Raw genomic sequence first — 14,344 nt, 5'->3', positions numbered from 1 at the left:
GGGGTCAAGCGACGGCTACGACGTCGAGAATCCGCTGGACCACACGGTCCTGATCGATGCCAGCGGCTTCGGCTTCAAAGGAAAGAATGATGCGATGGCGCAGCACGTCGAACAGCACGGCCTGGATGTCTTCCGGGCTGACGAAATCACGCCCGGCCAGCCAGGCGTGGGCGCGGGCGCAGCGGTCCAGGGCAATCGAACCTCGGGGACTGGCGCCGTAGGCGATCCACTCGGCCATCTCCGTGTCGAATTTGGCCGGGGTGCGGGTGGCCATGACCAGTTGTACCAGGTACTCCTCCACGGCGTCGGCCATGTACAGACCGAGGATTTCCTTGCGTGCGACAAAAATCGTCTGTTGAGTAACCCGACGCTCAGGCTTCGCTTCGCCGTTCAGGGCTTCTCCACGGGCTTGCTGCAGAATCCGGCGCTCGACAGTGGCATCGGGAAAGCCGATTTTCACGTGCATCAGGAACCGGTCAAGCTGGGCTTCCGGCAATGGGTAGGTGCCTTCCTGCTCGATCGGGTTCTGCGTGGCCATCACCAGGAACAGCGGCGACAGCTCGTAGGTGCTGCGCCCGACACTGACTTGCCGCTCGCCCATGGCTTCGAGCAAGGCCGACTGGACCTTGGCCGGGGCGCGGTTGATTTCGTCCGCCAATACCAGGTTGTGGAAGATAGGGCCTTGCTGGAACACGAAGCTGCCGGTTTCCGGGCGGTAGATTTCCGTACCGGTAATGTCGGCCGGCAACAGGTCAGGAGTGAACTGGATGCGGTGGAACTGCGCTTCGATGCCTTCGGCAAGTTCTTTGATGGCCTTGGTCTTGGCCAGGCCAGGAGCACCCTCGACCAGCATATGGCCGTCGGCGAGCAGGGCGATGAGCAATCGCTCGATGAGTTTTTCCTGGCCGAGAATCTGCGTTGAAAGAAAGGTTCGCAGCGCTAGCAGCGCTTCACGATGTTCCATCGATGACTGTTCCTGCAAAAGGGTGGCCGAGGACGTTCGAAATGCGCCAGGGCTGGGGGCGTTACTTTAATCCATCGCGGGGGGTGGCGACTAACGGCATTTTGCGCAAAGTGCGGGAAAAGATGGGTGAAATTGTTGGCGGTTCGTTCCATTTCAGTATTGTGGCGGGCTTACTGACGCCATCGCGAGCAAGCTCGCTCCCACGGGGGACCACGCCGTCACTGAGGCATGCAATCAAATGTGGGAGCGAGCTTGCTCGCGATGAGGTCGGAACAGGCGCTGATATTCAGAGCTGGCTAATGAAGGTGCCAGTGCCATCAAGAATGTTCTTCAAGGTCAGCTCAACTTCATCCATATCCACCATGTCGGCATCAAAGGTGATTTCCAATACATCGTCGCCGTTGAGCGCATCGGCATCAGCCGCGGCAATTTCGATCTTCAGCAGGGAAGGGCTTAGGGTGACTTTCACGCCGTCCAGGGTCGAAGGCTCGCCGTCCAGAGTGATTTCCAGCTCGTCTTCATCCGGGTAGCGGCTCATCAGGAACATTTCGCCCTGGTCGCTGTGGCAGCAGAGCATGGCCATGTTGTCTTCTTCGTCGTCGCAAGGGTTGACGATCAAGAGGGCAGTTTTCATTTTCATGGGAAATTCCTGGTTCGACGAGCGTGGTAAACGCAATAACGGGCGATTCTGCCAGCCCGCGCACATTTCTGCTTGTCCGAGTGTCGATGACCGGGTGTGGACGGCCAGAGTGTTACTGGTCATTTCTGGTACGCATGTCCCGTAAAACCGGACGGAAAACCGTCATTTTCCTGTGCGAATGCTAGTGTTGTTCGATGCGCATGCGTTGAGCAGCGTACCGTTGACCGAATATGTCGCAGCACCGCAAGCACGGGCCTTGCCGCACTCGTTAAGCTGCGCAACGGATGAGCACCCGTAAAGACATTGCGCTGCACGCAGTCCAGTCGTTTTTGCAGATGCCCATTCACGGAAGGTGAATGTGACCTGAGTGTCTCGTCCAGCTTCACCCACCTGTCACCCTGTTTCCTCTGCCCGAGAATCAGGAACCGGGTGACGGACCACCCCGAAAGGGGTTTTGCACGCGACGCTTTCATCAATAACAAGCCCAAGCGGAGTACCACAGATGGCGTTCTTCACCGCAGCCAGCAAAGCCGACTTCCAGCACCAACTGCAAGCGGCACTGGCGCAGCACATCAGTGAACAGGCACTGCCACAAGTGGCGCTGTTTTCTGAACAATTCTTCGGCATCATTTCCCTTGACGAGCTGACCCAGCGTCGGTTGTCCGACCTTGCTGGCTGCACCCTTTCTGCATGGCGCATGCTTGAGCGCTTTGATCACGCGCAGCCGCAAGTGCGCGTCTACAACCCTGATTACGAACGCCACGGCTGGCAGTCGACCCATACCGCGGTCGAAGTGCTACACCACGACCTGCCTTTCCTGGTGGACTCGGTGCGTACCGAGCTGAACCGCCGCGGCTACAGCATCCATACCCTGCAAACCACCGTGCTGAGCGTGCGTCGTGGCAGCAAGGGCGAGTTGCTGGAAATCCTGCCTAAAGGCACCCAGGGCGACGACATTCAGCAAGAGTCGCTGATGTACCTGGAGATCGACCGCTGCGCCAACACCGCCGAGCTCAATGTGCTGAGCAAAGAGCTGGAGCAGGTGCTCGGTGAAGTCCGCGTGGCCGTCGGCGATTTCGAGCCGATGAAGGCCAAGGTCCAGGACATCCTGACCAAGCTGGACAGCAGCCGGTTCGCTGTCGATGGCGACGAGAAGAACGAAATCAAGAGCTTCCTGGAATGGCTGGTGGGCAACCACTTCACCTTCCTCGGTTATGAAGAGTTCGTGGTCAGCGATGAAGCCGATGGCGGCCATATCGTCTACGACAAGGACTCCTTCCTCGGCCTGACCAAGCTGCTGCGTGCCGGCCTGACCTACGATGACCTGCGCATCGAAGACTACGCTGTGAACTACCTGCGCGAACCGACCCTGCTGTCGTTCGCCAAGGCCGCGCACCCAAGCCGTGTACACCGTCCGGCTTACCCGGACTACGTGTCGATCCGCGAAATCGACGCCGACGGCAAGGTCATCAAGGAATGCCGTTTCATGGGCCTGTACACCTCGTCGGTGTATGGCGAGAGCGTGCGGGTGATCCCGTACATCCGCCGCAAGGTCGAGGAAATCGAACGTCGTTCCGGTTTCCAGGCCAAGGCACACCTGGGCAAGGAACTGGCGCAGGTGCTCGAAGTGCTGCCGCGCGACGATCTGTTCCAGACCCCGGTGGACGAGCTGTTCAGCACCGTGATGTCGATCGTGCAGATCCAGGAACGCAACAAGATTCGCGTGTTCCTGCGCAAAGACCCGTACGGCCGTTTCTGCTACTGCCTGGCCTACGTGCCGCGTGACATCTATTCCACCGAAGTGCGCCAGAAGATCCAGCAGGTGCTGATGGATCGCCTGAAAGCCTCGGACTGCGAGTTCTGGACCTTCTTCTCCGAGTCCGTGCTGGCCCGCGTGCAGTTGATTCTGCGCGTCGACCCGAAAAACCGCCTCGATATCGACCCGCTGCTGCTGGAAAAAGAAGTGGTGCAGGCCTGCCGCAGCTGGCAGGACGACTACGCCGCCCTGACCGTTGAAAGCTTCGGTGAAGCCCATGGCACCAACGTGCTGGCCGACTTCCCGAAAGGCTTCCCGGCCGGTTACCGCGAGCGTTTCGCAGCCCACTCGGCTGTGGTCGACATGCAGCACCTGCTGAGCCTCAACGAAAAAAATCCGCTGGTGATGAGCTTCTACCAGCCGCTGGGTCAGGTTTCCGGCCAGCGCATGCTGCACTGCAAGCTGTACCACGCCGATACCCCGCTGGCGCTGTCCGACGTGCTGCCGATCCTGGAAAACCTCGGCCTGCGCGTGCTGGGTGAGTTCCCGTATCGCCTGCGCCACAACAGTGGCCGCGAGTTCTGGATTCACGATTTCGCGTTCACCGCCGCCGAAGGCCTGGAACTCGACATCCAGCAGTTGAACGACACGCTGCAGGACGCATTCGTCCACATCGTGCGTGGCGATGCCGAGAACGACGGGTTCAACCGTCTGGTACTGACCGCCGGCCTGCCATGGCGCGACGTGGCGCTGCTGCGTGCCTACGCCCGCTACATGAAGCAGATTCGTCTGGGCTTCGACCTGGGCTATATCGCCAGCACCCTGAACAACCACACCGACATCGCTCACGAGCTGACCCGGTTGTTCAAGACCCGTTTCTACCTGGCGCGCAAGCTGACCGGCGAAGATCTGGGAGACAAGCAGCAACGCCTGGAACACGCGATCCTCAGCGCCCTGGACGACGTTCAGGTACTGAACGAAGACCGCATCCTGCGTCGCTACCTGGACCTGATCAAGGCCACCCTGCGCACCAACTTCTACCAGACTGACGCCAACGGCCATAACAAGTCGTACTTCAGCTTCAAGTTCAACCCGCACTTGATTCCCGAGCTGCCCAAGCCTGTACCGAAGTTCGAAATCTTCGTTTACTCGCCGCGCGTCGAAGGCGTGCACCTGCGCTTCGGCAACGTGGCCCGTGGTGGCCTGCGCTGGTCCGACCGTGAAGAAGACTTCCGTACCGAAGTCCTGGGCCTGGTAAAAGCCCAGCAAGTGAAGAACTCGGTGATCGTGCCGGTGGGTGCGAAGGGCGGCTTCCTGCCGCGTCGCCTGCCACTGGGCGGCAGCCGTGACGAGATCGCGGCCGAGGGCATCGCCTGCTACCGCATCTTCATTTCGGGTCTGTTGGACATCACCGACAACCTGAAGGACGGCGCCCTGGTGCCGCCGGCCAACGTCGTGCGTCATGACGACGATGACCCGTACCTGGTCGTAGCGGCGGACAAGGGCACTGCGACCTTCTCCGACATCGCCAACGGCATCGCCATCGACTACGGTTTCTGGCTGGGTGACGCGTTTGCGTCCGGCGGTTCGGCCGGTTACGACCACAAGAAAATGGGCATCACCGCCAAGGGCGCGTGGGTCGGCGTACAGCGCCACTTCCGCGAGCGCGGCATCAATGTCCAGGAAGACAGCATCACCGTGGTCGGTGTCGGCGACATGGCCGGTGACGTGTTCGGTAACGGCTTGCTGATGTCCGACAAGCTGCAACTGGTCGCAGCGTTCAACCACCTGCACATTTTCATCGATCCGAACCCTGAGCCCGCGTCGAGCTTCGCCGAGCGTCAGCGCCTGTTCGACCTGCCACGTTCGGCCTGGTCGGACTACGACACCAGCCTCATGTCCGAAGGCGGCGGCATCTTCTCCCGTAGCGCGAAGAGCATTGCGATTTCCCCGCAAATGCAGGAACGCTTCGATATCCAGGCCGACAAGCTGACCCCGACCGAACTGCTCAACGCCTTGCTCAAGGCGCCGGTGGATCTGTTGTGGAACGGCGGTATCGGTACTTACGTCAAGGCCAGCAGCGAAAGCCACGCCGATGTCGGCGACAAGGCCAACGATGCACTGCGGGTGAACGGCAACGAACTGCGCTGCAAAGTCGTGGGCGAGGGCGGTAACCTGGGCATGACCCAACTGGGTCGCGTCGAGTTCGGCCTCAATGGCGGCGGTTCCAACACCGACTTCATCGACAACGCCGGTGGTGTGGACTGCTCCGACCACGAAGTGAACATCAAGATCCTGCTCAACGAAGTGGTTCAGGCCGGCGACATGACCGACAAGCAACGTAATGAGTTGCTGGCGAGCATGACCGACGAAGTCGGTGGTCTGGTGCTGGGTAACAACTACAAGCAGACTCAGGCCCTGTCGTTGGCAGCCCGCCGTGCATTGCCGCGGATTGCCGAATACAAGCGCCTGATGAACGACCTGGAAGGTCGCGGCAAGCTGGATCGCGCCATCGAGTTCCTGCCGGCCGAAGAAGCGATCAACGAGCGCATCGCCGAAGGCCATGGCCTGACCCGTGCCGAGCTGTCGGTGCTGATCTCGTACAGCAAGATCGACCTCAAGGAGCAGTTGCTGGGCTCCCTGGTGCCGGACGACGACTACCTGACCCGCGACATGGAAACCGCTTTCCCGCCAACACTGGTGAGCAAGTTCTCCGCGGCGATGCGTCGTCACCGTCTGAAGCGCGAAATCGTCAGCACCCAGATTGCCAACGATCTGGTCAACCACATGGGTATCACCTTCGTTCAACGACTCAAAGAGTCGACCGGCATGAGCCCGGCGAACGTGGCCGGTGCTTATGTGATCGTGCGTGACATTTTCCACCTCCCGCACTGGTTCCGTCAGATTGAAAACCTGGACTACAAGGTTTCCGCCGACGTACAACTGGAGCTGATGGACGAGCTGATGCGCCTGGGCCGTCGCGCCACGCGCTGGTTCCTGCGTGCCCGTCGCAACGAGCAGAACGCTGCCCGTGACGTCGCGCACTTCGGTCCGCATCTGGCGGCGTTGGGCCTCAAACTCGACGAATTGCTCAGTGGCGAGATCCGCGAAACCTGGCAGACCCGTTATCAGGCGTACGTCGAAGCCGGTGTGCCGGAGTTGCTGGCGCGCATGGTGGCGGGCACCACGCACCTGTATACGCTGCTGCCGATCATCGAGGCTTCCGACGTGACCGGCCAGGATCCTGCCGACGTGGCCAAGGCCTACTTCGCCGTGGGCAGTGCACTGGACATCACCTGGTACCTGCAACAGATCAGCGCTCTGCCGGTTGAAAACAACTGGCAGGCCCTGGCCCGTGAAGCGTTCCGTGATGATGTCGACTGGCAGCAACGTGCGATCACCATCTCGGTCCTGCAACAGGGCGACGGTTCCCTGGAGGTGGAAACACGCCTGGACCTGTGGATGCAGCAGCATGAAGGTATGATCGAACGCTGGCGTGCCATGCTGGTGGAAATCCGTGCCGCCAGCGGCACCGACTACGCCATGTACGCGGTGGCGAACCGCGAACTGCTGGACCTGGCGTTGAGCGGTCAAGCGGTGGTGCCTGCCACCGTTGCCGCCGCCGAGCTGGAACCGGCTGCCTGATCAGGCGTTGAATGAAAAAGCCCCGCATCGAGAGATGCGGGGCTTTTTTCATTCAAGGGAAAAGACAACACGCCGGCCCATGGTTGGAACTCAGCTGTAGGGAGTAGAGCGTGCGGGTGAAGAGACCTGCCTTTCCAGAATATCCAGCTTGAACGTGGCAATGTCGCCAGACTTATCGGTGAAGCAAGTGCTGTACGCCGGATCGCGCCAGATTTCTTTTTTGATAATGGCGGCGTTGCGTGCTTTCAAGTGAACGGTCGCTTTGTCGCCGCTTAAATCATCAAGCGTGATGATTTGCTGATTGCTGTCCAGCAAATTGAAGGAGGTGGTATCACCGCCGGCCGCCGGATAGGCGCCAAGCACGCCTTGTCCGCCCTTGCTGAAATATTTCTGATAGTACGCTTCGCTCAGAATCTGCATGTTGTAGTAGTCGTCATAACACCTGAAGTGGATGACCATGGCCGTCCGTTTTCTGCCACCTACAGGGCGCATTGTTCGGCTTGCAGGATCATAGGCTTCAAAGGTAGACACTATATTGGGCGGGATCGGCGATTTGAGTCTCTGAGGTTCAAAATGACTCGCGCTCAATATCTGGTCAAAAAATGTCATGTTCATTCCATTGCACGTGATGCGGGCAATGAAGGATCTTTCCTGGTCTTTAGTCATGAAGACGTCCTTGTCTGTAGAAAATGGTGGTTGGCGCTGTAGCGCGGATCTGAAGATACCGCTATTTAAAAGTCGCGGTCTTGATTAATTGTGAGCAAACCCTTCCTGTACTGGTCGAGGTTTGCTCACACTATCTGTCACAGTCTTAATGCAATTTCTGCTCTGAGGTTTGGTCGATCATCGAGACGTTACTTGTCGGACTAGTCAATAAATTGCTGAGCGACTGGTCAAACTTCTGCAATGCCCTTACTTGCACGTTTTGTTGCTCGTTAATATCGGCAACAATTTCTTCACTGCGTTTATAGTCCGCCCATACCGGGCTGAGCGCTCTGGCGTCATAACCTTGTGCGGTGCCAATGTAGTTGAAGTGGCTGTCATAGAAATCGGCACTGACTTTGGACTCGACGTCCGAACTGCGCGAGGTGATCAATTGGCTGCGGCTGTCGACAATGGCTACCACATCCGGTTTCGCCGCCTTGAGGCTCTGCATGTCCGGGTACACGGTGACCGATCCGAATTGCCGTTGAAGCGAGGCTTTGACCCAATCCACCGCGAGGTCGGGTCTGGAGGTGGCGACATAGGCGTCGTGGATCTCCCGTACCAGCAGACTCTGGCCGAAACCCGTGCCGGCATTGGCCTGGTAATCCTGTAGATAGGCACGGTTAGCCTGGGTGTTTTGGCTGTACACCACGCCCAGGGCCACATTGCTGCCGTTGGGAATACGAGTCGCGTTGCTGCGGCCGACCGGTTCGGTGAACACACTTTCCAGCGAAGGCCCCGCAGAGGGTGCGGTGGGAACCGAGCAGCCAGCCAAAAGCGCAGCTGATAGGGTAAGCGTACTGACAAGTGCAAGTTTCATTGTGTTACTCCAGTGAAACAACATCAGTAAGGAAGTTGAAACTGCCGGAATTGATCGGCAGTTGTTCCAGACTAAAACGGGAAGCGCAGAATGAAATAGCCGATTGCGTGGATATCAGTCGACCTATAGTTTTGTTTGATTTAAATAAGTCGGGTTAATTGCCCCGGGAAATAAAAACGCCCGAATAGCGAATTTGGGCGTGTTTATTTATGGCTATTCGTTCAGCGATCAGTTTTTCAGGGGGACCAGCACCTGTTCGTCCGGCGACAACACCATGAACACCAGCAACTTGGCAGGCTCGGTAACGCTGGCGTTTTTCGATACCAGATGCTCGGAGCCGGCTGCTTCATACCAGTATTCGCCCGCCTTGTACGTCACGGCTTTCTCGCCTTTCACGTGAGAGGTGACAGACCCTGAAAGGACGTAGGCCATGGCTGTACCGTCGTGCTTGTGGGCAATGGACGATTGGCCGGGCTTGTAGTCGACTTCGATCATCAGTGCTTTTTTGCCCGGCACGTTTTTCAGCATGTGATCCTGCAATACCGTGACTTTTTCCGAGGGGTCACCGGCTTCATGGGCGAATGCCGGGGCGCCGACGGCCAGGGTCAGGGCAACAAGGGGAGCGGCACAGAAGCGCAAAACGTTCATGGATCATTACCTGCGTTGGATAAGTGGTCAGGAACCAATCTAGTCCGCCGCGAGGGGCAATCAAACAGCCAATATTCGGGAAGGCCAGGGGACCAATGTCTGGGCAGCTCGCTCCAGCGGGGGGTAATTCTGTAGGAGCGAGCTTGCTCGCGATGGATTCAGATTCACCGCGTTTAACCAGGAAGCACGCGTTATCGTTGACGACCATCGCGAGCGAGCTCGCTCCTACAAGGGGGGGGGCTAGCGGATCGGAAAGCTGTTGAAGTCGACGGAGTTGGCCAGTTGGCAATCGATCAGGTCGATGAAACCCTGGACTTGCGGGCTGTTGAAATGCGATCGCATGGCCTCTTCCGATTGCCAGTGGGCGCTGACGGTCCAGCGATTGCTGTCCTCGGGGCAGCGGTCGACCATATAGGATTCGCACCCGGGAAGTTCACGCAGGGTTTCGACAATCTTTTGCAGTTGCTTACCCAGTTCATCCGAGCGCCCGGCGGCGGCTTGTACCTGTACGGTATTGATCACTTCATGGGACATTGCTCACACTCCTGAATCAGGCCGGACGAATCCTGCTCATTGAGGGATAACGCCTATGCAGGATAGGCCCGGCCCCCGGGACCGCCAATAGCCAATCCCCGGATAAAACCGCAGGCCAATCCGTCAGGCCACTTGCTGCAGGATGTCGCGCAAACGGTCCAGGGCGATGTCGATGTCGAGGGTTTCGATGGCGCCAAAACCGAAAAAAAGCCCAGCCCTGGGCGTTTCCTGATAGAAAAAGCTGTCGATGGCATATAGCCCGACTTCGACTTTTTTCGCCAGTTCGATCACCAATGGAATATCCATCGGCACTTTGCACATCACCACCATGTGGAAGCCGGCAGTGGACGGTACCGCCTCCAGCCAGGGCGAAAGATCGCCGGCCATGCGCGCCAGGATCCGCTCGCGGCGCCCGGCATAGATCGTATGGCAGCGCCGGATGTGCTTGAGCAGGCAACCTTCGGCGATGAACTTGGCCAGCGCCCATTGGGGCAGGGTCGAGGTGTGCAGGTCGGTGAGCTGCTTGGCGCGCACCACGGCCTCGAGGATCGCCGGCGGCAGGATCCCGTAGCCGAGCCGCAGTTCCGGTAACAGGGTTTTGGAGAACGTCCCGACGTACGCGACGATTCCCCGTTCATCCATGCTTTGCAGGGAATCGGTGGGGCGGCCTTCATAGCGGAACTCGCTGTCGTAGTCGTCCTCGATGATGATCGCACCCAACTCATGGGCCTTGGCCAGCAGTGCTTCCCGGCGCGCCTGACTCATCGGCATGCCCAGCGGGAACTGGTGCGACGGGGTGACGTAGATCAGGCGCGTACCGCGAGGAATCTGGTCCACCACAATGCCTTCGGCGTCCACCGGTACGCCAATGACCGTGGCGCCATGGGTGCCGAACAGCAGGCGCGCTGGCGGGTAGCCGGGGTCTTCCATGGCGACCAGGCTGCCCGGACTGATCAGCACCCGGGCAATCAGGTCCAGCGCCTGCTGCGCGCCGTTGCACACCACCACATCCTCATCCTGACAATTGACCCCGCGGGAGAACGCGATGTGCTGCGCAATGGCGTTACGTAGCGCCGGCAAGCCCTCGGGCTGGCTGTATAAGCCCTTGGAACCGGCAATCTGGCGCATTGCATGAGAGGTGCAGCGCCGCCAGTCATCCTGGGGAAACTGGCCCTTGCTGGTGGCGCCACCAATGAAGTCGTAGCGCAGCGAGCCTTCCAGGGTCGGATGACGCAGAAACACCGGCAGGTTGCGCCAGTACTCGATCACCTCGAAGCCGCCGAGTTCGGTGTGGTTCTGTTTACGCTGCACCTTCGACGAGCGCGCGTTGACATAGGTGCCTTTGCCGACCACCCCGGTGAGGAAGTTTTCGTAAGTCAGTTGGGCGTAGGTGTCGGAAATGGTCTTGCGCGAAATACCCAGTTGTTCGGCCAGCAAGCGGCTGGGGGGCAGTTGTGTCCCGGCGGTCAGGCGACCGGACTCGATAGCGCTGCGCAGTTGGTTGTACAGCTGGCCGGCCAGGTCCTTGCGACCGTTGATGACAACATGTAGTTCCATACCGGCGAGGCTCCGGGGCTGTTGGGCGCGTGTGCGTCGCGCAAGATTACTCTTATCCGCTTGTGGTACAGAAGTTGTGCAGTGGAAAAACCGTCAATTGGTCTGGCGACGGTGGTCCCCGGGGAAATCGCCTGATTGGAACTGTCATGCCCCCGCGCCAGCGACTACCGTGAAGATCACATCACGCCTGCACGAGATCGCCCCATGAACCCCCGCCTGGATTACTACAGCGCGTCGCCCAAAGCGATGAAAGCCATGATCGCCATGGAGGCCCTGGCCAGCAGCCTGAGTATCGAGCAGGGCCTGCTGCACCTGATCAAGATTCGTGCTTCGCAGCTCAATGGCTGTGCCTTTTGCACCGATATGCACTCGGTGGATGCACGGCGCCTGGGCGAAAGCGACCGGCGTCTGTATTCCATTGTGGTCTGGCGCGACAGCAACTTTTTCAATCCTCGGGAAAGAGCCGCGCTGGCCTGGACCGAGGCGGTCACCTTGCTCTCCGAAAGCCATGTGCCGGACGATGTCTACGCGCAAGCCAGGGAGCAGTTCAGTGAAAGCGAAATGGTCGACCTGACCATTGCCGTTACCACCATCAACAGCTGGAATCGCCTGGCCGTGAGCTTTCGGCAGACACCCAGCGCCTGAGTCATTGTCACAGCAGGTTCATGAACGATCCGCAGGATGCACCTGTCAGTGTCAGATCGACAGGGAGTCCTCGATGTCATTCATGGAAGCCAGCGCCCACCAGGGGGCTACGGAATATCGTGTAGCTATTGATAAAAATGCGTCCTGGCGCCAGTTGGCGGCGGCTATCGACCCCGAACTGGCGCTGTGTTTCACCGTCAGCGCCCGTTGCGGTTGCTTCATGCAGGCCGCCCGCAGTCTCAACATCAAGACCACCCGCCTGCGCAGGCAACTGGTGCTGCTGGAAACGCAGCTCCAATGTTCGCTGTTCAACCATGGCGACAATGGTTTGAGCCTCAGCCGCGATGGCTTGCGCTTGCACGCACAATTGATCGCCCTGGCCCATGAGCGCGGTTTGCCGGTGGTCGAGCCGCCGTTGATTCGCCTGGCCGTGGCGGATTCGATCCTGCATGACATTCTCGGACGTGACCTGGTTGCACTGTTGCGGCGCAACGCCAGCGTTCGGCTGGAGATCATGACGCTCGACAGCGAGTTGGCCTTGCAGGCGGTCAGCGCCGACGTGGTGGTGTGGCTGGGCGAGACCGGATCGCCGTTGCCGGGACCGAGCTTTGCCACCACCGAACCCCGGCGCCTGGCGCAACTCGATTACCTGCCGCACATTGCCAAGCGCTACTCGCGGGTTGCCTCCAGGCCGGAATGCCTGGATGACCTGGCCGATTTTCTCCTGGTGCAATGGCGGCAGGACGGCCAGGTTGAGAGCTTCCGGCCATGGAATACGCTGGTGGATCAGCGCCCGGCCGGGGTGGTGCAACTGCAATCCCGGGAGCTGATGCTGGAGATGATCCGTTGCAGTGCCGGCATCGGCCTGCTGCCGCACTACATGAGCCACTTCGACCGCGGGCTGATTGCCCTACCGGGCCTGTTTGACCAGCCTATGCGGCGTCAGGTGTGGATGGCGGTCAATGCTGATTCCGGGGACGACGAGCAGGTACGGATGATCGTCGAATTGATCGAAAACACTTTCAGCGAGCGCCGGGAGTGGTTCGAAAGCTGAGCACGATTAAAATGTGGGAGCGGGCTTGCTCGCAAAGGCGCCATCAGATTCAACATTGAAGACGACTGGGAAACCGCCTTCGCGAGCAAGCCCGCTCCCACATTGGTTCTCGCCACACGCGAAGGTCGCGTTGTAGAGTGAACGGCCATGTCTGCTTCAAGGATGATTCACCCATGCCAGCCACCGAACCCGTCATTACCCTCGAACGCTTCAACGAATCCCATATCGAAGGCGTTGCGGCGTTGTACAACGACCCGGCCATCGCCCGTCAAACCCTGCAAATGCCGTTTCAGTCCACCGAACTCTGGCGCAGTCGCCTGGCGCTGGATAACGAACGCTTGGTGAAAGTGGTGGCCCTGCATCAAGGCACGGTCATCGGCAACATTGGCCTGGAGCAGTTCTCACGCATTCGTCGCAGCCATGCTGGCAGTTTCGGCATGGGCGTTGCAGTGGCGTGGCAGGGCAAGGGTGTGGGCTCGAAGCTGCTCGCGACGGCGCTGGATATCGCCGACAACTGGATGAATCTGCAGCGCATCGAGCTTTCGGTGTATGCCGACAACGAAGCGGCCATTTCCCTGTACCGCAAGTTCGGCTTCGAAACCGAGGGCCTGTTCCGCGACTACGCCGTGCGTGACGGCGTGCTGGTGGACACCTTGAGCATGGCGCGCCTGCGCCGCACGCCCAAGGCCGGTTGAGTCAGCCACCCAAGGCGAAAGCCACCGCCTCCTGCGCATTCAGTCCGGCGGTGGCAGTACCGCTCACGCTTTTACTCGTACGCCCGCCACGCGCATCTGCCATGCTTAATGTCCGCAACACCGCTTCAACCAAAGGAACACCGCTATGGACGATGTACAGCAACTGGGCGAAATGCTTCGCCACTACGCCGAAAGCGAAGCGCACAAAAAGCAAGTGTTCGAGTCGCAATCGGCCGAGTGGGCGAAGCGCATTGGTGCGCTGTTCGATCAGATCCAGCAGTGGTTGGAACCGGTCAAGGCACCTGACCTGCTCGTAGTGAACCGCGAAGTGTACGTCGCGTCGGGGCCGAGTGTTCCGGTGGAGAGCTCTCCGTTCAAGACCGAAAAGCTGAGCATCCTGATCACTGGCAAACCGGTGGAATTCGTGCCGGAGGTGATGGGTGTCGGCGGGCAGATTTCCGTGGCGGTGATGGGCTTTACAGCAGCACGTTATGGCAGCGTGTCACTGGTGTGTCTGCCGCCATCCACTGGCTGGCAGTGGCGCAAGACCAATGGTTTGAAAGACCCGGACACTTTTGAGTTCGATGCAAACTTCCTGGCGCAACAACTGCAAAGCCTGATTCCCCGGGAGCGTGCCTGAAATCTCGACATACAACCCTGTGGGAGCGAGCTTGCTCCCAC

12 protein-coding genes are annotated in these 14,344 nt (G+C 59.3%); 5 read left to right on the top strand and 7 right to left on the bottom strand.

The window, feature by feature from the left end; translation table 11 throughout:
* Nucleotides 1-4: 4 nt before the first annotated feature.
* Together AC1Q6Y_RS09605 and AC1Q6Y_RS09600 are read right to left on the bottom strand one after the other, a co-directional pair.
* The gene (locus AC1Q6Y_RS09605; RefSeq protein ID WP_492624459.1) at nt 5-964 is read right to left on the bottom strand and encodes an AAA family ATPase; all 960 of its coding nucleotides are present in this window, start codon (nt 962-964) and stop codon (nt 5-7) included.
* A 286-nt stretch (nt 965-1,250) separates the two neighbouring features.
* Complete coding sequence (locus AC1Q6Y_RS09600) at nt 1,251-1,604, bottom strand: hypothetical protein (RefSeq protein ID WP_057715001.1); 354 nt, start codon at nt 1,602-1,604, stop codon at nt 1,251-1,253.
* Between the two features lie 502 nt (nt 1,605-2,106).
* Between AC1Q6Y_RS09600 and AC1Q6Y_RS09595 the strand changes: the two genes are divergently transcribed.
* Complete coding sequence (locus AC1Q6Y_RS09595; protein ID WP_492624458.1) at nt 2,107-7,005, top strand: NAD-glutamate dehydrogenase; 4,899 nt, start codon at nt 2,107-2,109, stop codon at nt 7,003-7,005.
* Nucleotides 7,006-7,095: 90 nt separating this feature from the next.
* Here AC1Q6Y_RS09595 and AC1Q6Y_RS09590 read toward each other — a convergent pair whose 3' ends face one another.
* From AC1Q6Y_RS09590 to pdxR, 5 genes are all read right to left on the bottom strand, one after another.
* Nucleotides 7,096-7,671 (bottom strand): hypothetical protein, encoded by a 576-nt coding sequence (locus AC1Q6Y_RS09590; protein WP_154860093.1) that lies wholly within the window; start codon nt 7,669-7,671, stop codon nt 7,096-7,098.
* Between the two features lie 145 nt (nt 7,672-7,816).
* On the bottom strand, nt 7,817-8,530 hold the full coding sequence (locus AC1Q6Y_RS09585) for an ATPase (RefSeq protein WP_492624457.1): 714 nt from the start codon (nt 8,528-8,530) through the stop codon (nt 7,817-7,819).
* A gap of 228 nt (nt 8,531-8,758) precedes the next feature.
* On the bottom strand, nt 8,759-9,178 hold the full coding sequence (locus tag AC1Q6Y_RS09580) for a cupin domain-containing protein (RefSeq protein WP_223502188.1): 420 nt from the start codon (nt 9,176-9,178) through the stop codon (nt 8,759-8,761).
* Between the two features lie 240 nt (nt 9,179-9,418).
* Nucleotides 9,419-9,712, bottom strand: coding sequence for a putative quinol monooxygenase (locus AC1Q6Y_RS09575; RefSeq protein ID WP_057714996.1), 294 nt, complete (start codon nt 9,710-9,712; stop codon nt 9,419-9,421).
* A 123-nt stretch (nt 9,713-9,835) separates the two neighbouring features.
* Entirely contained in the window at nt 9,836-11,269 is a 1,434-nt protein-coding gene (gene pdxR / locus AC1Q6Y_RS09570) for a MocR-like pyridoxine biosynthesis transcription factor PdxR (protein ID WP_090455038.1), read from the bottom strand.
* Between the two features lie 204 nt (nt 11,270-11,473).
* Between pdxR and AC1Q6Y_RS09565 the strand changes: the two genes are divergently transcribed.
* From AC1Q6Y_RS09565 to AC1Q6Y_RS09550, 4 genes are all read left to right on the top strand, one after another.
* A complete protein-coding gene (locus tag AC1Q6Y_RS09565; RefSeq protein ID WP_057714994.1) occupies nt 11,474-11,914 on the top strand; it encodes a carboxymuconolactone decarboxylase family protein in 441 nt (146 codons plus the stop codon).
* A 73-nt stretch (nt 11,915-11,987) separates the two neighbouring features.
* A complete protein-coding gene (locus AC1Q6Y_RS09560; RefSeq protein ID WP_492624456.1) occupies nt 11,988-12,968 on the top strand; it encodes a LysR substrate-binding domain-containing protein in 981 nt (326 codons plus the stop codon).
* Between the two features lie 173 nt (nt 12,969-13,141).
* The gene (locus tag AC1Q6Y_RS09555; protein WP_407515389.1) at nt 13,142-13,663 is read left to right on the top strand and encodes a GNAT family N-acetyltransferase; all 522 of its coding nucleotides are present in this window, start codon (nt 13,142-13,144) and stop codon (nt 13,661-13,663) included.
* 145 nt (nt 13,664-13,808) lie between these two features.
* Complete coding sequence (locus tag AC1Q6Y_RS09550) at nt 13,809-14,303, top strand: hypothetical protein (protein ID WP_057714991.1); 495 nt, start codon at nt 13,809-13,811, stop codon at nt 14,301-14,303.
* Nucleotides 14,304-14,344: the final 41 nt, after the last annotated feature.

Source organism: Pseudomonas sp. GW823-FHT06E10, from assembly GCF_058794995.1.
The sequence above is the reverse complement of the archived record's forward strand: the minus strand, read 5'-3'. Positions and strand labels throughout refer to the sequence as shown.

What these genes read in the sequence shown, in the direction of transcription:
- AC1Q6Y_RS09580 (WP_223502188.1), bottom strand. Translation starts at nt 9,178, where the DNA reads ATGAACGTTTTGCGCTTCTGTGCCGCTCCCCTTGTTGCCCTGACCCTG.
- AC1Q6Y_RS09590 (WP_154860093.1), bottom strand. Translation starts at nt 7,671, where the DNA reads ATGACTAAAGACCAGGAAAGATCCTTCATTGCCCGCATCACGTGCAAT.
- AC1Q6Y_RS09595 (WP_492624458.1), top strand. Translation starts at nt 2,107, where the DNA reads ATGGCGTTCTTCACCGCAGCCAGCAAAGCCGACTTCCAGCACCAACTG.
- AC1Q6Y_RS09565 (WP_057714994.1), top strand. Translation starts at nt 11,474, where the DNA reads ATGAACCCCCGCCTGGATTACTACAGCGCGTCGCCCAAAGCGATGAAA.
- pdxR (WP_090455038.1), bottom strand. Translation starts at nt 11,269, where the DNA reads ATGGAACTACATGTTGTCATCAACGGTCGCAAGGACCTGGCCGGCCAG.
- AC1Q6Y_RS09550 (WP_057714991.1), top strand. Translation starts at nt 13,809, where the DNA reads ATGGACGATGTACAGCAACTGGGCGAAATGCTTCGCCACTACGCCGAA.
- AC1Q6Y_RS09575 (WP_057714996.1), bottom strand. Translation starts at nt 9,712, where the DNA reads ATGTCCCATGAAGTGATCAATACCGTACAGGTACAAGCCGCCGCCGGG.
- AC1Q6Y_RS09555 (WP_407515389.1), top strand. Translation starts at nt 13,142, where the DNA reads ATGCCAGCCACCGAACCCGTCATTACCCTCGAACGCTTCAACGAATCC.
- AC1Q6Y_RS09560 (WP_492624456.1), top strand. Translation starts at nt 11,988, where the DNA reads ATGTCATTCATGGAAGCCAGCGCCCACCAGGGGGCTACGGAATATCGT.
- AC1Q6Y_RS09585 (WP_492624457.1), bottom strand. Translation starts at nt 8,530, where the DNA reads ATGAAACTTGCACTTGTCAGTACGCTTACCCTATCAGCTGCGCTTTTG.
- AC1Q6Y_RS09605 (WP_492624459.1), bottom strand. Translation starts at nt 964, where the DNA reads ATGGAACATCGTGAAGCGCTGCTAGCGCTGCGAACCTTTCTTTCAACG.
- AC1Q6Y_RS09600 (WP_057715001.1), bottom strand. Translation starts at nt 1,604, where the DNA reads ATGAAAATGAAAACTGCCCTCTTGATCGTCAACCCTTGCGACGACGAA.